The organism is Streptomyces sp. NPDC060198 (genome assembly GCF_042728415.1).
Lineage (GTDB): Bacteria > Actinomycetota > Actinomycetes > Streptomycetales > Streptomycetaceae > Streptomyces.
Genome location: NZ_JBHWZJ010000109.1, coordinates 1 through 20,250 on the forward strand (window position 1 = coordinate 1; position 20,250 = coordinate 20,250).

Annotated in this window: 13 protein-coding genes; 6 read left to right on the forward strand and 7 right to left on the reverse strand. The window is 73.0% G+C overall.

What is annotated here, in order from left to right; all coding sequences use genetic code 11:
• Positions 1 to 23 precede the first annotated feature (23 nt).
• The 4 genes from ACFWEP_RS16055 to ACFWEP_RS16070 all read right to left on the reverse strand — a co-directional run bounded on the left by ACFWEP_RS16055 (position 24) and on the right by ACFWEP_RS16070 (position 6,099).
• Positions 24 to 1,760, reverse strand: a complete 1,737-nt coding sequence (locus tag ACFWEP_RS16055) for an LCP family protein (RefSeq protein ID WP_387370626.1) — start codon at positions 1,758 to 1,760, stop codon at positions 24 to 26.
• Positions 1,761 to 1,810: 50 nt separating this feature from the next.
• Positions 1,811 to 3,601, reverse strand: coding sequence for an LCP family protein (locus ACFWEP_RS16060; protein WP_387370628.1), 1,791 nt, complete (start codon positions 3,599 to 3,601; stop codon positions 1,811 to 1,813).
• A 224-nt stretch (positions 3,602 to 3,825) separates the two neighbouring features.
• Positions 3,826 to 5,094: an LCP family protein gene (locus ACFWEP_RS16065; RefSeq protein ID WP_387370630.1), complete on the reverse strand. Its 1,269-nt coding sequence runs from the start codon at positions 5,092 to 5,094 to the stop codon at positions 3,826 to 3,828.
• Between the two features lie 252 nt (positions 5,095 to 5,346).
• Positions 5,347 to 6,099 (reverse strand): TIGR03089 family protein, encoded by a 753-nt coding sequence (locus ACFWEP_RS16070; protein WP_387370632.1) that lies wholly within the window; start codon positions 6,097 to 6,099, stop codon positions 5,347 to 5,349.
• Positions 6,100 to 6,237: 138 nt separating this feature from the next.
• Here ACFWEP_RS16070 and ACFWEP_RS16075 point away from each other — a divergent pair, with 138 nt between their 5' ends.
• The 3 genes from ACFWEP_RS16075 (at position 6,238) to ACFWEP_RS16085 (ending at position 9,997) form a co-directional block, all read left to right on the forward strand.
• Entirely contained in the window at positions 6,238 to 7,653 is a 1,416-nt protein-coding gene (locus ACFWEP_RS16075) for an N-acetylmuramoyl-L-alanine amidase (RefSeq protein ID WP_387370634.1), read from the forward strand.
• Between the two features lie 81 nt (positions 7,654 to 7,734).
• Entirely contained in the window at positions 7,735 to 8,826 is a 1,092-nt protein-coding gene (locus ACFWEP_RS16080; RefSeq protein ID WP_387370636.1) for a sugar phosphate nucleotidyltransferase, read from the forward strand.
• A 151-nt stretch (positions 8,827 to 8,977) separates the two neighbouring features.
• Positions 8,978 to 9,997, forward strand: coding sequence for a DNA-3-methyladenine glycosylase family protein (locus tag ACFWEP_RS16085; RefSeq protein ID WP_387370638.1), 1,020 nt, complete (start codon positions 8,978 to 8,980; stop codon positions 9,995 to 9,997).
• Between the two features lie 21 nt (positions 9,998 to 10,018).
• On the opposite strand, the gene ACFWEP_RS16090 is transcribed toward ACFWEP_RS16085, so the two are convergent.
• From ACFWEP_RS16090 to ACFWEP_RS16100, 3 genes are all read right to left on the reverse strand, one after another.
• Entirely contained in the window at positions 10,019 to 11,347 is a 1,329-nt protein-coding gene (locus tag ACFWEP_RS16090) for a coenzyme F420-0:L-glutamate ligase (protein ID WP_387370640.1), read from the reverse strand.
• Entirely contained in the window at positions 11,344 to 12,300 is a 957-nt protein-coding gene (gene cofD, locus ACFWEP_RS16095; RefSeq protein ID WP_387370642.1) for a 2-phospho-L-lactate transferase, read from the reverse strand. Before cofD ends, ACFWEP_RS16090 begins: the two co-directional genes overlap by 4 nt.
• Positions 12,301 to 12,522: 222 nt before the next feature.
• Positions 12,523 to 13,023 (reverse strand): cysteine dioxygenase, encoded by a 501-nt coding sequence (locus ACFWEP_RS16100; protein WP_387370644.1) that lies wholly within the window; start codon positions 13,021 to 13,023, stop codon positions 12,523 to 12,525.
• Between the two features lie 779 nt (positions 13,024 to 13,802).
• Here ACFWEP_RS16100 and ACFWEP_RS16105 point away from each other — a divergent pair.
• The 3 genes from ACFWEP_RS16105 to ACFWEP_RS16115 all read left to right on the forward strand — a co-directional run bounded on the left by ACFWEP_RS16105 (position 13,803) and on the right by ACFWEP_RS16115 (position 20,234).
• Positions 13,803 to 14,066 (forward strand): WhiB family transcriptional regulator, encoded by a 264-nt coding sequence (locus ACFWEP_RS16105; RefSeq protein ID WP_003968728.1) that lies wholly within the window; start codon positions 13,803 to 13,805, stop codon positions 14,064 to 14,066.
• Positions 14,067 to 14,736: 670 nt separating this feature from the next.
• Positions 14,737 to 18,681 (forward strand): glycosyltransferase, encoded by a 3,945-nt coding sequence (locus ACFWEP_RS16110; RefSeq protein ID WP_387370646.1) that lies wholly within the window; start codon positions 14,737 to 14,739, stop codon positions 18,679 to 18,681.
• Entirely contained in the window at positions 18,678 to 20,234 is a 1,557-nt protein-coding gene (locus tag ACFWEP_RS16115; RefSeq protein ID WP_387370648.1) for a DUF5719 family protein, read from the forward strand. The genes ACFWEP_RS16110 and ACFWEP_RS16115 overlap by 4 nt, the downstream gene beginning before the upstream one ends.
• Positions 20,235 to 20,250: the final 16 nt, after the last annotated feature.

Below are 20,250 nucleotides of genomic sequence, written 5' to 3' on the forward strand. Positions count from 1 at the left end.
CCCTCGTACGTACCGCCGCGCGGCTACCAGGTGTAGTTCGGGTTCACCTTCATGCAGGCTTCCTCGTCCTCGCCGTTGAGGGCCTGCGCCGACTCGGGGGTCTTGTCGTCCTCCCCGGCGGGGTAGCTGCCCTCGTCGCGCCAGTCGGCACCGATCGCCAGGGAGATCCCCGACACGTCGGTCGACTTCTTCACCAGGGACACCGGGATGCCCAGCGCCTTGGCGACCGCCTGGGCGTCGCCCTCCAGATCCGCGCTCGGGTACAGGACGCCGGTCCGCGCCGACCCGGTGATGTCCGAGGAGTCGAGGGTGGCCCGGGCGAAGCCCGCCTCCTTGAGCTGGTCCCGTACGTCACCGGCCCGGCCGGAAGCCGGACCCTGGGAGTCGGTGGCCGTCGCGTTCCGCACCGACACGGCGATCTCGTCGACCGGCGCGGACGGGTCCGTGGGCGTGGGCGAGGCCGTCGCCGTGGGCTTGGACGCCTTGCCGTCGAGCGGGACGTCGTCGCGCACCATCCGGAACAGCTGCTCGGCGTCGCCGGGCTTCGGGAGGACCCGGCCTTCGAGCGCCCCCGTGGCGTAGACGTTCGGCATGGTGGTCATCGTGATCCGCTTGGTCGGGACCTTCTTCAGCTCCCCGGCCAGGTCGTACAGCTTCTTCATGTCGAGGCCCGTGTCGAGCGTGAGCGCGTTGCTCGCGGCCTCGGCCAGGCTCATCAGCTTCCCCGGATCGGTCAGCTTGGTGCCCGTGCGGAGCTCGCGGACCATCGAGTTCAGGTACTGGTGCTGCGCCTGTGCCCGGTCCAGGTCGGTGTTGCCCCCGAAGCCGTACCGGGTGCGCAGCCACTGGAGGGCCTGCTTGCCCATGACCGAGGTGGTGCCCTCCTTCAGACGGAGGCCGGAACCGGAGCCTTTCGCGTTGTGCGAGTAGATGTTGGCGTCGACGCAGACGGGTACGCCGCCGACGGCGTCGGCCATCGACACCACGCCGGAGAAGTCGATCATCATGAAGTGGTCGATGGTGATGCCGGTCAGCTCGTACCACGCGGCGACCGTGCAGCCCGGACCGCCGCGCCCCAGGCTCGTGTTGGTCATGACCAGGGAGGTGGACGCCTCGTAGACCTTGCCGGTCTTCGGGTCCGTGCACTTGGGCATCTTCAGCATGGTGTCGCGCGGCATGCTGACCACCGACAGGTTGGTCCGGTCCGCCGAGAGGTGGAGCAGCATCTGCACGTCCGCGAGCGGCGTGCCGTTGAAGGTCTCCTTCGCGCCGCCCAGCTTCTGGTTCTCCGCGGTGTCACGGGCGTCGGAACCGATGAGCAGGATGTTGAGCGGAGTCTGACCGGCCGCGTTGGCCTTGTGCTCGGTCATCTTCTTGTCGCCGAGGGTCAGTTCCTCCTTCTTGATGTTGTTGTTCAGGTGCTGGTAGTAGAGATAGCCGGCCGCGCCGGTGCCGAGTATGAGCAGCGCGAGCACCGAGGAGGCCCAGCGCAGGACGCGCCGCTTGCCTTTCCCCGGCGCACCTCCGGGGCCGCCGCCGTCGCCCTTGGGGGGCTGCCGGGGGCCGGGTACGGAACCCCCGTCGCCGCTGCCGGCGTCCCCCGGCGTCCCCTCCTCGGCGGCTCCGCCGTCCGGCTTCCCGCCCTCTCCCGTACCGTTCTCCGCTTCCCCGTCGGCGTAGAGACTGTCGTCCCAGCCGAGTTGATCGGCCTGGGGAACGCGCGGTCGCGTCCCCTCCCCGGGCGTGCTGTTCCGTCCCAACGGGACCCCCCCTGCTGCTCAGACTCTCGCGGTGGCGTGACGAACGGGTTTCACTCGCTGCACACCGCCTTGTCGGCGCTGGCCCTCTGAATGTCGGTGGGTGCCGTGGCGGGCGCGTCGACGGCCACCCCGGCCCCCTTGAAGTCGGCGCCGAGCGTCAGCGTCATCGCTTCCAGCCCCTCGGCGTCCTCGGTGCCCTTCTTCAGGGCCGACGCGGGCAGCCCCATCATGTCGGCGAGCGCTCGGGCCTGGTCCGCCTGGTTGGGCGCGTACGCGAGCGTCGTCTTGTCGGCCTTGGCGGGCGCGTTGGCCTTGTTGGTGGACTTCAGCACGCCCTTTTCGAGCTGGAGCCAGCTGACGGTGGCTCCGGCCGCGCCGTCGATGTCCCCGCCGTTGTACACGTCCACCCGTACGTCGGCGGCCTTCGCCCGCGTCCCCTCCAGCAGGGCTTCCTGCGCGCTCTTCGCCTTCGCGGCGGCGGCCTTCTTCTGCGCCGCCACCTCCGTGAGGGAGACGTCCTGGCGCATCGTCTCGAAGAGCTGCTCGGCCTTGGTCGGATGGGCGACCACGGTGACCGGGGTCGGCTCGTCCGGGTTGTCTATGACCGGAACCGTGGTGAAGGTGATGTTCTTGGCGTCGACCTTGGCGAGCTCCTTGGCGAGGGTGGTCAGCTTCGCGACCGAACCGATGCCCGAGTCGACCGTCAGCGCCTTGGTGGCCGCGTTGGCGAGCTTGAAGAGCTTCGTGGGGCTCGTCAGGGTGTCGTCCGACTTCATCTGCCGGATCATCGAACCGAGGAACTGCTGCTGGACCTTGATCCGGTCCAGGTCGCTCTCGTTGCCGAAGCTGTGCCGGGTCCGCAGCAGGGCCAGGGCCGTCTCGCCCTCCACCTTCGACTCGCCCTTGGGCAGCTTGAGGTGGGACTTGGAGTCGTCGATCGGCTTGGCCATGCAGACGGTCACACCGCCGACCGCCGTGGAGAGTTCCTTGACCGCGTTGAAGTCCACCATCATGAAGTGGTCGACCGACAGGCCGGTGAGCTCCTTGACGGTGCGCATGGTGCAGCCGGGGTCGCGGCCCTCCTGGCCCAGGCTGGTGTTGAAGCGTTCCTTCTCGGTCCCGGGGATGACCTCGGTGGTCCCGTCGGCCTGCTTCGTCTCGCAGTCGGGGATGTCCATGACCAGGTCGCGCGGGATGCTGAGCGCGGTCGCGTTGGTCCGGTCCGCCGAGACGTGGAAGAGGATGTTGGTGTCGGCGTGGCCGACGCTGCCGGCGTCGCCGTAGCCCTCGTTGCCCTCGCCGGTCCGCTTGTCGGTGCCGATGATCAGGATGTTCATCGGGCCCGGACTGGTGACGTTCTTGTTGCCGGCGCTGCCCACGTCGACCGTGCCTATGTTGCCGTTGAAGTGCCGGTAGAGGGCGTACGCGCCGCCCGCCCCCGCGACGACCAGGAACGCCGTCACACCGCTCGTCCACAGCAGGAACGTGCGCTTGCCGCTCTTCTTCGCCTTGCGTTTGCGGCGGCCCGCCGGGGTCTCCGGCTCGGCGGGCCGCCGGTTTCCGCCGGCCCGGCGGCTGCGCTGGCCCGGCACCCTGTCGTCCCGGGGCGGGGTGTCCTCTTCGCCCGGTTCCGAGGTGGGGGCCCGGCGGCGTCCGCCCTGGCGGGGTTCTCCGGCAGTCGATTCGCTTCTCCCGCGCGGAACTCGCGGGCTGTCACCCACCGGCGGGGAAAGCTCTTCGGAGTTGTTCAGTCGCAGTTCGTAATTGCCAGTCTGCGGGTTCAGTACCCACTGGTCCGCGGGGTCGATATCGTCCGCCCGTCCACGGCTTTGCGCATCCACGGTCGCCTGGGTCCTCCGTCGGTGCCACGCGAGGCGCCTCCCCCGAAAAGGCGCTTCAAATCTGCGTTCCAGAAGTGCGTGGCCGGAAGGCTGGACGCACTGGATCGCGTCACACTATCCGCCCGTTCCGGGCTCCAGTGACGGGCGTGACACATTCCACGCTCCCTACAACCGGGCATTCCACTCATTCCGCGTCGATTGTTCCGTCTCGCTTGAGAATTGCTTTACTCCTTACACAGGTCATCCGCAGCATTCGTGCCCGAGTAAGTGGGGTTCGGGGTCGCCCTGGCCGCATCGGCGGTCGTGCCGGCCCTTTTCCGGGGGGTGGCTCCGCTGCCCGAATTCTTGGCCGGTACGACCGTCACCGGGGCGTCTTCGCGTAGTTGTCCGAAGAGCTTGTCGGCATCCGGTTGTACCAATTCATCCCGATTCGGGTTCTGGGGGTAGGGCCGGCGCGGGACGGTCAGGAACTGCACCTTGGCCGTGGGCACGTTCCGCATTCCGCGGACCAGTCCGTAGAGGTCCCGCAGCGAGTCCAGGCCGTCGTCCGTCGTCAGCGACTTCGTGGCGGCGTCGAGCACGGGGTAGAGCCGGGCCGGATTGAGCAGGACGCCATTGCTCCGCACCTTGTTCACCAAGGCGGCGAGGAATTGCTGCTGCCTGTTCATTCGCTCGGTGTCGCTGCCGTCGCCGAGCGACTTGCGCGCGCGTACGTACCCGAGCGCCTGCTCGCCGTCGAGCGTGTGCTGCCCGGTGGAGAGCCTCAGGTGCGCCGCGGGGTCGTCGATGGGCTCCCGGACGCAGATCCGCACGCCGTCCACCGCGTCGACCATGTCCTTGAACCCGCTGAAGTCGACCACCACGTGGTGGTCGACGCGGATCCTGGTCATCCGCTCCACCGTCCGGACCGTGCAGGCCGTGCCGCCGATCTCGAAGGCCCAGTTGAACTGGGCGGTCGTCGCACCGGTCGCCCTGCCGCCGGAGCCGTGGCAGCTGGGGATCTCCACCATCAGGTCCCGGGGCACCGACACCGCGGTGGCGCTCTTCCGGTCCGCCGCCAGGTGCAGCAGGATCACCGTGTCCGAGCGCTGCCGCCCGCCGTCGTCCCGGCCGTACTTCCGGTTGTCGCCGGCCCGGCTGTCGGAGCCGATGAGCAGGATGTTCTGGGCGTCCGTCACGAGGGCGGTGGGCCGTTCGCGCTCGTACGCCCGCAGCTCGGCCTCCGCGGCGGTGTCGGTCCGGATGTTGCCGTTCAGCTTCCGGTACAGCCACCAGCCCGCACCCGCCGCGACCAGGACCACGAGCGCCGCGCCCGCGGCCGTCCACCGCACCCAGTGACGTTTGCGCCCGTCCGGCCGCCCGGCCCTGGGACGTTCCGCCCAGGTGCCCGGCGCGCGGGCGTCGTCCGGCCCCCCGTTCTCGTCCCGCCCGCCCTCGTCGTGGCGGCCGGGATCGGGGTCGGGGTCGGCCGGCGTGCCAGCGCTGTCGGTCACGGCTGCGTCCATCCTCGGGTGGTCGGTACCGCCGATGATGTACCCGAGCCGCCGCCCAGCCCCGGGGACCGGGCCCGCGAAGGGCCGGACGAGTGACCCTCGCAGCGCTTTTCATACCGCGCGCCCCGCCTGGCGGCTCGGACCGGTCCGCCGGTCAGGCCGCGCGGTGGGACGGGCCCCGCAGGCGGGACGGGATCGGCCGTTCAGGCCGCGCGGTGGGACGGGCCCCGCAGGCGGGACGGGATCGGCCGTTCAGGCCGCGCGGTGGGTGACCCGCTCGCTCTCCACCCGCTTCGCCAGCCCGTCCTCGTCCAGCTGCCCGAGGTGGCGGCAGAGCACCACCGAACCGCCCGACGCCAGCGGCGCCCAGAGCCCGGCGGAGAGCCCCTCCCAGCTGTCGTACGAGCGCCCCGACAGCAGCCGCGAACCGGGCGCGAGCCCCAGTCCGGCGGCGTCCTCACGGGCGCGGGCGACGAGCTGCGCACCCGTCAGCTCCGCCCCGTCCACGACGAGCGCGAGGGCATCCGGGTCCACCGGCTGGAAGGGGGCGAACCGGTCGCCCTGGCCCGGCACCTCGACCGCGTAGTCGGCGAAGCCCTCGGGCGCGACCGGGAAACGGCCGCCCAGCGGACGCAGCGCCAGGGCGACGCGCTCGCCCCGGCAGGCGCGGGCGCGCTCCAGCGTGTCCGGGCCGCTCACCACGAGGTCGGCCGCCGCCGGGTCGCCGCCCACCTCGGCGACCACGCCGACCGAGGAACAGGCGAGGAGCCAGACGGCCGCCTGCCAGTGCGCGGGGAGCAGCAGGGCGAGCCGGTCACCGGGCTCGGCGGCCAGGTCGCCCTGGAGGAGATTGGCGGTCTTGGCCACCCAATTGGCGAAGGTGGCGACCGAAAGTTCGACGCGCTCGCCGGTGGCGTCGTCGTAGAAAGTGACCAGGGGGCGGGCCGGGTCCGTGAGGAGCGCGGATCGCAGCAGGTCGGCAGGGGTGCGGTCGCTGGCGTTCATCCGCGCAAGGGTACGCGGCACCGGCCCCCGGCGGTCCGTGAACGGGTACGCCGGGCCACCGTTCGGCAGACGGGCCGTCAGGGCACCGGGGCGCCTGTCGAGTGGCCGGGCGTATCAGCCTATTTGAGGATCAATGACATGCGTACTCTCCACGCCGCAACGATCGGCGTCACCTGTGCGGCCGCACTCACCCTCTCGCTCGCCGCGTCCACCCCCGCGCTCCCGGTGGCGCCGGCATCGGCGGCCCCGGCCGCCGACCCGCCCGGCTCGACGCAGTCCCTCCCGCTCCTTCCGCTCACGGAGAACCGGGCCGCGGGGGAGACGGCCGCCACCGCGGCGCAGGGCCTCACTCCCAGGGAGGTCGAGCCCTTCTCCCTCCTCGGCGTCGTCTGGGACGACGCGGCGACCGAGCTGCCCGGCACGGTCGAGGTCCGGACCCGCGCCACCGCCACCGCCCGGTGGTCCGGCTGGCAGGCCGTCGAGACGCACAACGACGAGCATGCGGCGGAACCCGGCACCCCCGAGGGCGACGCGGCCTCCGTGCGCGGCGCGACCGCCCCGCTCTGGGTCGGCGCGTCCGACGCGGTCGAGGTGCGGGTCCGGCCCACGGTCACCGACCTGTTCGGCCGCGCCGCCGAACCCGCGGTCCTCCCGAAGGGGCTGCGCCTCGAACTCGTCGACCCCGGCGCGGACCCGGCGCCCGCCACCGCGAGCACGGTTGTGGGCGCGCAGACGGCGGCCGGTGCGACGGCGACGGGCGGGACGGGTGCGGAGGCGGCCGTGCCGCCCGACACGGACACCGCCGACGTCGCCGTGCTGCCCGCGCTCAGCCGCGCCCAGACGATCGCCGACGCGCAGGCCCGAGGGCTGGGGCTCCCGGCCGGACCCGAGGCGGAGCAGGGGGCGGACGCGCCCCGGGCCGGGTCGGCGGTCGCCGCCGCGAAGCCGTACATCGGCCCCCGCCCGGGCATCATCACCCGCAAGGGGTGGGGCGCGGACGAGAAGCTGCGCGAAAGTCAGTTCGCGTACACCACGACGGTGAAGGCGGCCTTCGTCCACCACAGCGCCACCGGGAACAACTACACCTGCTCCCAGTCGGCCTCCATCCTGCGCGGCATCTACCGCTACCACGTCAAGAGCAACGGCTGGCGGGACATCGGCTACAACTTCGCCGTCGACAAGTGCGGGAACATCTACGAGGGCCGGGCCGGCGGTGTCACCAGGGCGGTCCTCGGCGCGCACACGCTCGGCTTCAACAGCAAGACCATGGGCATCGCGGTGCTCGGCAGCTACGCCAGCACCAATCCGCCCACCGCGGCGGTGAACGCCGTCGCCAAGCTCACCGCGTGGAAGCTCGGGCTCTTCGGGATCAACCCGAAGGGAACCGTCACCCTCGTCTCCGGTGGCGGCAACAGGTACAAGAAGGGCAGTTCGGTCAAAATGAACGCCATTTCCGGGCACCGCGACGGATTCGCAACCGAATGCCCCGGCGCACGTCTCTACAAGAAGCTCGGCACGACCCGGACCACCTCGGCCCGCCTCCAGGGGCGCTGACCGGGGCCGGGCCGACGGGTCTGCATACACTGGCCAGCCGAACGAGGCCCGGCCCCCGGCAGGAAGCAGAGAACAGACGCCGTGACAGAGGCAAGAGAAGCGATCCTCCTGGTCGGTGGGAAGGGCACCCGGCTCCGTCCCCTCACGGTCCGCACCCCGAAGCCGATGGTGCCGGCGGCGGGTGTCCCCTTCCTCACCCACCAGCTGGCCCGCGCGCGGGCGGCCGGGGTCGAGCACATCGTGCTGGCGACCTCCTACCTGGCCGAGGTGTTCGAGCCGCACTTCGGTGACGGCTCGGACCTCGGCCTGCACATCGAATACGTCACCGAGCGCGAACCACTGGGCACCGGCGGCGCGATACGCAACGTGGCCCACAAGCTCACCTCGGGTCCCGACGAGCCGGTGCTCATCTTCAACGGCGACATCCTCACCGGCCTGGACATCCGGGCCCTGGTGGCCACCCACACCGACTCCGGCGCGGACGTCTCGCTGCATCTCACCCGGGTCCAGGACCCGCGTGCGTTCGGCCTCGTCCCCACCGATGCCTCGGGCCGGGTCACCGCCTTCCTGGAGAAGCCGCAGACGCCCGAGGAGATCGTCACCGACCAGATCAACGCGGGGGCGTACATCTTCCGCCGCTCGGTCATCGACTCGATCCCCGCCGACCGGCCGGTCTCCGTGGAACGCGAGACCTTCCCGGGACTGCTCGCCTCGGGCGCCCACCTCCAGGGCATGGTCGACTCCACGTACTGGCTCGACCTCGGCACCCCGCAAGCGTTCGTACGCGGCTCCGCCGACCTCGTCCTCGGCCGCGCGCCCTCCCCGGCCGTCCCGGGCCGCTGCGGCGAACGCCTGGTGCTGGCGGACGCGCGGGTGGCCCCGGACGCCAAGCTCAGCGGCGGCACGGTCGTCGGCGAGCGCGCGGTCATCGGCGAGGGTGCCCGGATCACCGGCTCGGCGGTGCTCGCCGACGCGGTGGTCGAACCCGGCGCCATCGTCACCGACTCCCTCGTCGGAGCCGGCGCGCGGATCGGCAGCCGTACGGTGCTGTCCGGCGCGGTCGTCGGCGACGGCGCCCGGGTCGGCGCCGACAACGAGCTGCGCGACGGCGTCCGCGTCTGGTGCGACGCCGTCCTCCCGGACGGGTCGGTCCGCTTCTCCTCGGACGAGTGAGGCACGCGGACCGGTGAGGCAAGCGGACCGGTGAGGCACGCGGACCGGTGAGGTACGTCTCGGGACCCGGCGGTCCGGGGCCCCGGGCACCCCGGAGCCGTACCCTCGGAAGGGCCCCCGCACCCGCCGAACCACCCGAGGACGCCGACCCGTGGCAGGACGCTTCGCCCCCCGCACCGCGCGCACCGGCCTGCCCCGGCAGTCACCGGCCACCGCGCGCGGGGGAGCGGCCACGGGCGGGCCCGCCCCGGTCGAGGCCCCGCTGACGCGGGAGTGGACCCCGCCGGGCCCGCTCGACCTCCGCCTGGTCCTCGGACCGCTGCGGCGCGGGGTCGGCGACCCCACCTTCCGTACGACCGACGACGGCAGCTTCTGGCGGGCCACCCGCACCCCGGCGGGCCCCGGCACCCTGCGCGTCCGCGCGCTGCCCGGCGGCCGGGTCACGGCGACCGCATGGGGGCCCGGCGCCGACTGGCTCCTCGACCAGCTGCCCGAACTGCTCGGCGCGGGCGACGACCCGGACGCCTTCGAGCCGCGCCACCGGCTGCTCGCCCTCGCCCGGCACCGTCGCCCCGGGCTGCGCCTGCTGCGCACCGGACTGGTGCTGGAGTCCCTGATCCCTTCGGTCCTCGAACAGAAGGTCACCACCACCGAGGCCTACCGCGCCTGGCGGCTCCTGGTGCGCCGGCACGGCACCCCGGCCCCCGGGCCCACCGCCGAGCTCGGGCTGTACGTCATGCCCGACCCGCGCGCCTGGGCGCTGGTGCCGTCCTGGGAGTGGCACCGGGCCGGCGTCGACGCCAAGCGGTCGGACACCGTCATGCGCGCGGTACGCGTGGCCCGCCGACTGGAGGAGGCGGCCGGCATGGAGCTGCCCGAGGCGAAGGCCCGGCTGGAACTGATCCCCGGCATCGGCCCGTGGACCTCCGCCGAGACCCTCCAGCGGTCCAACGGTGCCCCGGACGCGGTCACCACCGGCGACTACCACCTGCCGGGCATCGTCGGGCACGCCCTCGCCGACGACCGGCACGCCGACGACGTCCGGATGCTGGAGCTGCTCGCCCCCTACGCGGGCCAGCGCCACCGCGCGACCCGGCTGATCCTGCTCTCGGGCGTGAGCCGGCCGCGCCGCGGCCCCCGGATGACCCCGGGCGACATCGCGCGGCTCTGAAAGCCGGGACCCGGCGGACGCTCAGCGCACCGTGAGGAAGTCCTCCGCGTCCCGGACGGCCCGCTCGCGCGGCGCCGTCGCCGGGCGGCCGATGGCCACCGCGCCCAGCGGGTCCCAGGATTCGGGCAGATCCAGCACCTCGCGCACCACGGACCGGCAGAACATCGTGGAGGACACCCACGCCGAACCGAGCTGCTCGCCCGCCAGCGCCACCAGGAAGTTCTGCACCCCGGCCCCGGCCGCGACCACGAACATCTCGCGCTCCGCGGTGTCCCGCCGCGCGTCGCCGTAGTGGTGCGAACCGTCCATCACCAGGCAAGGGACCGCCAGGTACGGCGCCGAGCGCAGCACATCGCCCCGGCGCACCCGCTTCCGGATCGACTCCTCGCTCTTCCCGTCGCGCCGCAGATCGTCGATCCAGGCGTCCCGCATCGCGTCGAGCAGCCGGATCCGCGACTCCTCGGACTCCAGCAGCACGAAGCGCCAGGGCGTCGTGTGGTGCGGCGCCGGGGCGGTCACCGCAGCGGCCACCGCCCGCCGGACCGCTCCCGGGTCCACCGGATCACCGGTGAACTCCCGCACGGTGCGCCGCAGCGTCACCGCCTCCCGGACCGCCTCGGACGTACCGAGCCGGAACATGTCGTCGGCGGCGACCCGTACCAGCGCCCGCGCACCCGCGGGCTCCTCCGGGTAACCGTCGGGGGCGACCACGTGCCCGAGCCCGCGCACCACCGCGACCGGCAGCCCGGCCGCCTTGCCCTTCACCAGGTCGCCCGCGGCGGCCAGCTCGTCGGCGGTGGCGACCACCGTCGCGTTCAGCGGATTGCCGTACGCGTCCGTACCGCCCCGCAGGTCGTCCAGGACCCGCACCCCGGCCGCGCCGATCGCCACGTCCGTCAGGCCCGCCCGCCACGGCCGTCCGAAGGTGTCCGTGACGACGACGCCGACCTCCACGCCCAGCGTGTCCCGCAGCCCGTCCCGGATCTCCCGGGCCGAACGGTCCGGGTCCTCGGGCAGCAGCAGCACCGTCCCGGCGGGGGTGTTCGAGGCGTCCACCCCGGCGGCGGCCATCACCAGACCCTGCCGGTTCTCGACGATGCGCAGGGTGCCGCGCCGCGCCACCACGCGCACGGTCTCCGCGTCGATCGCCGCCTCGCGGTCGGTCGCCTCCATGATCCGGCCCTCGGCCTTGGAGACGATCTTCGAGGTGACGAGCAGCACGTCGCCGTCGGCCAGCCCCGGCTCGGCGGCGGCGATCAGCTTGGCGAGGTCGTCCCCCGCCCGCACCTCGGGCAGCCCGGGCAGCGCCCACACCCGGTACGCGGGCACGGGGGCATCCGCCGCGCTCACGCCCGTACCTCCTCGGCCAGCGCCAGCGCCTGACGGGCCATCTCGGCCGTCGCGTCGACGTCCGTCATCATCAGCGGGACCACGCGGCAGCGGATGCCCGCCGACTCCACCGTGTCCACCGCACCGGCGTCCACGGTGTCCACCAGCCACCCGTCCAGCAGCCCGGAGCCGTAGTGCTCGGCCACCGCGGCCGCCGTCGACTCCACACCCACCGCGGCCAGCACCTTGTCGGCCATCCCGCGCACGGGGGCGTCGCCCACGATGGGGGAGAGGCCGACGACCGGCACCCCTGCCTCGGCGATGGCCTCCCGGATGCCGGGGACCGCCAGGATGGTGCCGATGGACACCACCGGGTTCGACGGCGGGAAGACGATGACGTCGGCCGCCGCGATGGCCTCCAGGACGCCCGGGGCGGGCTTGGACTGCTCCGCGCCGACCGGCACGATCGCCCGCGCCGGGACGGACGCCCGCAGCCGCACCCAGTACTCCTGGAAGTGGATGGCCTTGGTCTCGCCGTCGATCTCCACGGCCACGTGCGTCTCGACCCGGTCGTCGGACATCGGCAGCAGCCGGACCCCCGGCTGCCAGCGGTCGCAGAGGGCCTCGGTGACCGCGCTGAGCGGGAAGCCCGCGCCCAGCATCTGGGTACGGACCACATGGGTCGCGAAGTCGCGGTCGCCCAGCCCGAACCAGTCCGGCCCCACACCGTAGGCCGCGAGCTCCTCCTTGAGGTGGAAGCTCTCGTCGGTGCGCCCCCAGCCCTGTTCCTCGTTGATGCCCCCGCCGAGGGTGTACATCACGGTGTCGAGGTCGGGGCAGACCTTCAGCCCGAACAGATGGATGTCGTCGCCGGTGTTGCCGATGACGGTGATCTCCGCGTCGGGTGCGGCCTGTTTGAGGCCACGCAGGAAACGAGCACCACCGATACCGCCGGCCAGAACCACAATGCGCATGCCACCAGTCTGTCAGGCGGAGCCTGATCGGTTGTGGGGTGGTGGTGGGCGGCGGGTGGGACTGTCAGGCGGAGCCTGATCGGTTGTGGGGTGGTGGTGGGCGGCGGGTGGGACTGTCGGGCGGAGCCTGATCGGTTGTGGGGTGGTGGTGGGCGGCGGGTGGGACTGTCGGGCCGGGGGAGGGGGCTCGGGGTGGTTCGGGGGGTTCCTCGGGTCCGGGGCTCAGGCCGGTACGGCGTCGAGGGCGGCCGGGGCGCACCGTGCGGTGTGCATCGGCATCTCGGTGAGGCCGGGGAAGTACACGTGCAGGCTGACGGCGGGCGTGAGGGAGTCGTTGACCACCTCGTGGACGTATCCGGGGGCGAAGACGTGCTGGCCGTCGGCGCCGATGCGCCGGGTCCCGCGCTCGGTGTGCTCGGTCAACTCGCCTTCCAGCACGGTGACCACGCCGGACGACTGGCCGTGGTCGTGGCGCCCGCTGCCCTGTCCGGGGACCCAGCTGAGCAGCCAGACCTCGTAACCGGGGCCGGTGCGCAGCCGGTGGTACCAGCGGGTGGTGGTGTCGTACTGGACGAGCGGGGCCCACTGGGTGCGGTCGGCGGCGATGGAGCGGGCCAGACCGGCGAACTCGGCCACGGTGGTGGGGTGTTGCTTCGGCGGCAGGAGCAGGTGCTGGACCTCGAGGAGGTCGCCGGCGATCTGCAGGTCGCTGTCGTTGTTCATGGATGCGGTGGTCCTCGGCATCGGTGGTGCGCGTGGGGGTGCGGCTCGGTGGGGGTGCCCGCGCGGACGCGCCGGTGCGGCGGTTTCCTGCGCGGGGTGCCCCGGGGGCGGGGGTGCTGGAGGCCCGTGGCGTCCGGCCTGCCGGCCGTGCCCGTGAGGGGCGCGGAGGGGAAGCGGGGACCCGGATTCAGAGCAGGGGCGCTGATCGGGGCCGGAGCCGCGAGGGCATCAACAGCAGCGACAGCTGGAACAGCAACAGCGGGCCTGGACAGCGGTGCGGAACCCACGGACGTGGGTGGCGTACATCGCGACGGTCGCTGGCATGGTGACAAGGAGACCGGCTCGTTACCGGCGCTGTCAACTCGGCGTCCCATTTGGCGGCAATGTTTCACCCCTTCCGGTCGCCGGGGCTGAAGAAAGGTTTGTGCACCGACAGGGCAGGACAGGTGGCGCATCATCCGAGCGCTCAAACCTTGCTGACGGTCTGTGACTCGTCTGTGATCTTGGTCGCTTCGATGATCGAATCGAACCGGTCCGCAAGCCCCGTTCGTCTCACCGATCGGGGGGTGGGGTGGTTGGGCTCTAGGCATATGTCAGGTTTTTGGTGGTTTGATAACTTTCCGCGTATGTTTGGTTCCGCAGAGTGAATACCGGGGCCAATAGCAGAAGCTCGCTTGACCGGCCCAGAGCTACACACTTGTAATTTCACTCGTGTTGTTCGGCCGCACGGAGAGTGACGGTCACGTCACGGGGACGTAAGAGACAGACGAGGGGCGCACATGACCGAGCTGTTCCAGCAACTGCTGGTCGAGGACGCGGACGAGGAACTCGGCTGGCAGGAGCGCGCACTGTGCGCCCAGACCGATCCCGAGTCCTTCTTCCCGGAGAAGGGCGGATCGACCCGGGAGGCCAAGAAGGTCTGCCTCGCCTGCGAAGTCCGTTCCGAATGCCTGGAGTACGCCCTGTCGAACGACGAGCGGTTCGGCATCTGGGGCGGGCTCTCCGAGCGGGAGCGGCGGCGCCTGAAGAAGGCCGCGATCTGACCCGTACGGCTCCGAGGGCCCATGCCCTCCGATCCGGCGGGCGGACCTGACGAGCGGTCGACCCGACGAGCCGGTCGCGCGGAACCGCACTTTCACGAGACCTCCACCGCGAGACCTCCACCGCGAGACCTCCCCCGCACCGGCGGGCCACCCGGACGTCGCCTCCGTACGGCTGTCACAACCACGCGGTCACCGCGCCCATCACGTCCGTGCGGCCCCGCGGAAACCCCGGACCAGCCCGATGGCCCGTGGCCCCGACCCTTCCCTCCAGGGTCCGGACCACGGGCCATCGGCGTGAGCGCCCCCGCACCGGAAACCGCCCCCGCACCCCTCGCGGCGGCCCGTACTCCCCGTACCGCCGGGGGAGTACGGGGAGTACGGGGCGGGCCGGGCGACCGCGGTCGCCGCCCGCGCGGCCTCCCCCAAAGGCTGTCCCGCGATTCCTGGCGGGTGCGCGGCGACGGCTGAGCCGCCTCGCCGCGTTTTCGGAGCCCTTACCCTGCGGAGTGCGGCCGGGGATCACCCGCTCGGCGCCAACGCCCGCGATCCGTACCGTTAGTGTGGGGCCCCGTCCGAGACACGCCAACGCCCTCCCGGGGCGCGCGTGTACACCGATGCAGCCTCACCGGGGGGAACGCCCCCGGAACCCGGCCGGAGGGCCCGTACCTCGATGTCCGTGCAGAGTCACCCGGCGGCGCCGAACGCGTCCGCCCCCCCAGAGTTCCCCCGGCACGTCGTCACCGCCGTGCTCGTCTCCCACGACGGCGCACGCTGGCTGCCCGACGCGCTCGCGGGCCTGCTCGGGCAGGAGCGCCCCGTACAGGACGCCGTCGCCGCCGACACCGGCAGCGCCGACGACTCCGCGCGGCTGGTCACCGAGGCGCTGGGCGGTGACCGCGTCCTGCACCTCGCGCGCCGGACCGGCTTCGGCACCGCCGTCGACGAGGCGGTACGTACCGCGACCGTGCTCACCGCCGACGACCTGCCGTACCTCAAGCGCCCCAGCGGCTGGGACCCCGTCACCAGGACCTGGCGCGACGACGCCTACGACCTGCCGGAACTCCCCTACGGCGAACCCGTCCAGTGGCTCTGGCTGCTCCACGACGACTGCGCCCCCGAGCCCGACGCCCTCGCCGAACTGCTGCGCGTCGTCGACGTCGACCCGCAGGCAGCGATCGTCGGACCCAAGCTGCGCGGCTGGTACGACCGCCGGCAGCTGCTCGAAGTCGGCGTCACCATCGCCAACAGCGGCCGCCGCTGGACCGCCCTCGACCGGCGCGAACAGGACCAGGGACAGCACGACCAGGTCCGCACCGTCCTCTCCGTCTCTTCCGCGGGCATGCTCGTGCGGCGCGACGTCTGGGAGGAGCTCGGCGGCTTCGACCGCCGACTCCCCCTGATGCGCGACGACGTCGACCTCTGCTGGCGCGCCCACATGGCCGGACACCGGGTGCTCGTCGCCCCCGACGCCGTGCTCCGGCACGCCGAGGCCGCCGCCCGCGAACGCCGCCCCATCGACTGCGCCGGACGTTCGGTGGTCGGCCCGCACCGCGTCGACCGGGCCGGGGCCGTCTACGCGATGCTTGCGAACAGCCCGGTCAAGAAGCTCCCCTGGGTGCTGCTCCGCCTCGTCGTCGGCACCCTGCTCCGCACCCTCGCCTACCTCGTCGGCAAGGTCCCCGGCCAGGCGATCGACGAGGTCACCGGCCTCGTCGGCACCCTGCTGCGGCCGGGCAGGATCATGGCCGCCCGCCGCGCCCGCGGCAAGGGCACCGCCGACCCGGCCGAACTCCGGTCCCTCTTCCCGCCGCCCGGTGCCACCGTCCGCGCCACCGTCGAGCAGGTCGCCGGCAACTTCGGCTCCCGCTCCGACGCCGACGCCGCGGGCGGCTCGCGCCACGGAGCCGTCGAGTCCGGACCCGGCGGCGACGACGCCGACTTCCTGGAGATCGAGCAGTTCGCCCGGCTCAAGCGGATCGGCCGCAAACCCGGCCCCGTCCTCTTCGCCCTCCTGCTGCTCGTCTCGCTCCTCGCCTGCCGCTCCCTGCTCGGCGGCGGCGCGCTGGCCGGCGGCGCGCTGCTGCCCGCACCGGAATCCGTCTCCGACCTCTGGGGCCGGTTCGCGGACGGCTGGCATCCCGTCGTCACCGGCTCCACCGAGGCGGCCCCGCCCTACCTCGGCGTACTCGCCGCCGTCTCGGCCCTCTTCCTCGGCTCCACCGGCTTCGCGCTGACCCTGCTGCTCGTCTGCTCGGTACCGCTCGCCGGACTCACCGCCTACTTCGCGTCCCGGCCGCTCATCGAGTCCCGCCTGCTGCGGGCCTGGGCGAGCATCGCGTACGCCTTCCTGCCGGCCGTCACCGGAGCGCTGGCCACCGGACGCCTGGGCACCGCCGTGCTCGCCGTGCTGCTCCCGCTGATGGCCCGTACCGCCGTCTCGGCCCACGGGCTGCGCGGCGACGGGCGGGTCCGCGGCAGTTGGCGGGCCACCTGGGCCTTCACTCTGCTGCTCACCTTCACCACCGCGTTCACCCCGATCGTGTGGCCGCTCGCCGTCGTCCTGGGCCTGGGCGTGCTCGCGCTGCGCCGCGGGGACCTCGCCGCGTACGGACTCCGGTTCCTCGCCACCGTCGGCACCCCGCTGATCGTTCTCGCGCCCTGGTCGCTGAGCCTGCTGACCCGGCCGTCCGACCTGCTCCGGGAAGTGGGCCTGGACCTCGGCGACGGCACCGCGTCCGCCGTCGACCTGCTCTCCCTCAGCCCCGGCGGCCCCAAGGGCACCGGCTCCGTCCTCTTCCTCGGCATCGTCCTCGCGGCCCTCGCCGCGCTGCTGCGCGGCGAACGGCAGACGGCGATCCGCGCCTCCTGGGCCGCCGCCCTCGTCGGCCTGCTCTTCGCGGGCGTCAGCAACGGCTCCACGTGGGCCGGTCCCGCCACCCTCGTCTACGGCACCGCGCTGATCGCCGCCGCCCTGCTGGGCGCGGACGGGGCGCGGGTCCGCGTCGCCGCCCTCAGCTTCGGCTGGCGGCAGCCGGTGGCCGCGCTGATCGCGTTGGCCGCCGCCGCCGCGCCGGTGGTGGCAGCCCTCGCCTGGATGGCCGGCGGCGCCGCCGGACCACTGGAGCGCCGCGACCCGGTGCAGGTCCCCGCGTTCGTCGCCGAGGAGAGCGGCACGGCGGACCAGCCGCGCACCCTGGTGCTCGGCGGGACCTCGGCAGGATCGGTCTCGTACACCCTGGTCCGCGGCTCCGGTGCCCGCCTCGGCGACGCCGAACTGACCGGGGCGACCGGCAGCGACAGTCACTTGGACAAGATCGTCGCCAACCTGGTCGCGGGCTCCGGCGCCGACCAGGGCCACCAGCTCAGCGGCTTCGCCGTGCGGTACGTGCTGGTGCGCGACGGCGCCCCGCGCGAGATGGGCCGGGTACTCGACGCGACCCCCGGCCTCAGCCGCCTCAGCCAGCTCGACGGCAGCGCCCTGTGGCGGGTCGACCAGGACGTCGCCCGCGTCATGATCGTCCCGGCCTCCGGTGACGGCGAGGGCGTGGCGGTGGCCTCGGGCGCCGTGGAGTCCCACACCAAGATCCCGGCGGGCGAGGACGGCCGGGTGCTCCGCCTCGCCGACGCGGCCGACCCCGCGTGGACGGCCACCCTGGACGGGAAGCCGCTCACCCGCAAGACCGTCGACGGCTGGGCGCAGGGCTTCGAGCTTCCCGCGTCAGGCGGCCGGCTCGACCTCACCTACGACACCCCGATCACGCACACCGCGTGGATCTGGGCGCAGATCGGGCTCGCCGTGGTCCTCGTGGTCATGGCCCTGCCGGGTCGCCGCCGCGAGATCGACGACGACCTCCCCGAGGACGCCGAAGCCGCCGCGGCGGCCGACGCGGCCGAGGGCGACGGACGCCGGGCCCGCCGGCTCCGCGCCGCCGCCGAGGCGGAAGCCGCCGCAGCGGCGGCCGAAGGCGACCCGTCGCCGGACGGCCCGGGCTTCGGCACCGGCGCGCCCGAGGGGGACCGGCCCGAGCCGGAGCCGTACGTCCCGGCGCGGGCCGAGGGCGACGGCGCGTACGCCGCGCAGGCCGAGGAGGGCGTGTACGTCCCGGCGCGGGCCGAGGGCGACGGCGCGTACGCCGCGCGGGCCGAGGAGGGCGTGTACGTCCCGGCGCAGGCCGACGGCGACGGCGCGTACGCCGCGCAGGCCGAGGAGGGTGACGGCACGTACGCCGCGGTTCCCCAGCAGCAGTACGCCGAGTGGGACGGGCAGCAGTACCAGCAGTCCGCGTACCCGCCGTACCAGGCCGGCCCGTACCCGGCCGAGCAGCAGTACCCCGCCGAGCAGTACCCGGCGGACCCGTACGGGACCGATCAGTTCCAGCAGGTCGACCCGTACCAGCAGAACGCCGACGTCTACGACCCGTACGGCTACGGACAGCAGCAACAGCAACAGCCACAGGAACAGCAGCAGTACCAGGGTTACGAGACCCAGGCCCCGTACGACCCTTACGCGGGTCAGCGGTACGGCGTCCACGACACCGACGAACAGGTCGACCCGAACGCCCCGGACCAGGCGCCGTGGCAGACCCGTAACGCATCGCGAGGCGAGTCCGAGTGAAGTCCACACCCCTGTCCCTCATCGCAGGCACCGTCGCCCTCGCCGCCGTCACCGGTTTCGCCGCGTTCAACGCGCCCGGCGACACCGCCCCGGCGAAGGCCGCGTCCGCCACACGGCTGCCCGTCGAGCGGTCCAGCCTGCTCTGCCCGGCGCCGAGCGACTCGGAGCTGGCCGAGACCGAGTACACCTCCTTCACCCCGGCGGGGAAGGGGACGAGCGAGGAGTCGGCCGCCGAGTTGAAGCAGACGCTCCCCGTCACGGACGACGGGGGTGGCGACGCCGGCACCGACAAGACGGACAAGGCCGCCGACGACAAGGCCGACAAGGCAGCGGCGGCTGCGAAGAAGAAGGCCGAGAAGCCGGTCCTCGCGCTCAAGGAGGCCGGGAAGCCCGTCACGGCCGAGACCGACGGTGCCGACGCGCCCGCGCTCGTCGGCACCGCCACCGGCGCGCTCGCTCCGGGCTGGAGCGCGCAGCAGACCACCTCGGTCTCCGTCGGCTCCACCCGGGGGCTGCTCGGCGTCAGCTGCACCGCGCCCGACACGGAGTTCTGGTTCCCCGGCGTCAGTACCGCCGCCACCTCGCAGGACTACATCCACCTGACCAATCCCGACGACAGCGCGGCGATCGCCGACATCCAGCTGTTCGGCCCGGACGGCGACCTCAAGGCGGACGTCGGCGACGGGATCGCCGTCCCGGGGCACGCCGGCGTCTCCATGCTGCTCTCCACGCTGACCGACGAGGCCGTCGACGGCGTCACCGCCCACGTCACCACCCGCAGCGGCCGGGTCGGCGCCGTGGTCCGGGGCGCCGAGGAGGACACCGGAAGCGACTGGCTGACCGCCTCGGCGGACCCCTCCGCCACGGTGGTGATGCCCGGCATCCCCGCCGACGCCAGCTCGGTCCAGCTGATCGCGTTCGCGCCCGGCGACGACGACGCGGACGTCAAGGTGCAGCTCGTGGGGAAGACGGCGACCTTCGCTCCGGCGGGCAACGACACCCTGCACATCAAGTCGGGCATGACCGCGAGCGTCGACCTGAAGAACGTCACCCGCAAGGAGCCGGGCTCGCTGCGCCTCACCCCGGCCGAGGGCGACCGGGCCACCCCGATCGTGGCCGCGCTGCGCGTGGTGCGGGGTACCGGCTCCGGCCAGGAGATCGCGTACATCCCGGCCACCCGGCCGGTCGGCGCCAGGGCGAGCGTGGCCGACAACCGGTCCAAGGGCTCCACCCTGTCGCTCGTCGCACCCGGCGCCACCGCCCAGGTGAAGGTCACCGCCACGGCGGGCAGCGAGGGCGGTGAACAGACCGTCAAGTCGTACACGGTCAAGGGCGGTACGACCCTCGCGTTCACCCCGCCCGTCCCGTCCGGGCTCAAGGGCTCGTACGCGCTGACGGTGGAGACGGAGTCGGGCGGCCCCGTCTACGCGGCCCGCACGCTCGCCCTCCCGGAGGACGGCGTGCAGATGTTCACCGTGCAGACGCTGCCGGACGACCGGGGCACGGTCGAGGTCCCGGCCGCGGTGCAGGACCTGGCGGTCCTGGACGACTGACGGCACGGCCCGCACC

Coding starts and splice junctions, on each gene's coding strand:
- ACFWEP_RS16070 (WP_387370632.1), bottom strand. CDS start 6,099: ATGAACGCCAGCGACCGCACCCCTGCCGACCTGCTGCGATCCGCGCTC.
- ACFWEP_RS16075 (WP_387370634.1), top strand. CDS start 6,238: ATGCGTACTCTCCACGCCGCAACGATCGGCGTCACCTGTGCGGCCGCA.
- cofD (WP_387370642.1), bottom strand. CDS start 12,300: ATGCGCATTGTGGTTCTGGCCGGCGGTATCGGTGGTGCTCGTTTCCTG.
- ACFWEP_RS16100 (WP_387370644.1), bottom strand. CDS start 13,023: ATGAACAACGACAGCGACCTGCAGATCGCCGGCGACCTCCTCGAGGTC.
- ACFWEP_RS16105 (WP_003968728.1), top strand. CDS start 13,803: ATGACCGAGCTGTTCCAGCAACTGCTGGTCGAGGACGCGGACGAGGAA.
- ACFWEP_RS16110 (WP_387370646.1), top strand. CDS start 14,737: ATGTCCGTGCAGAGTCACCCGGCGGCGCCGAACGCGTCCGCCCCCCCA.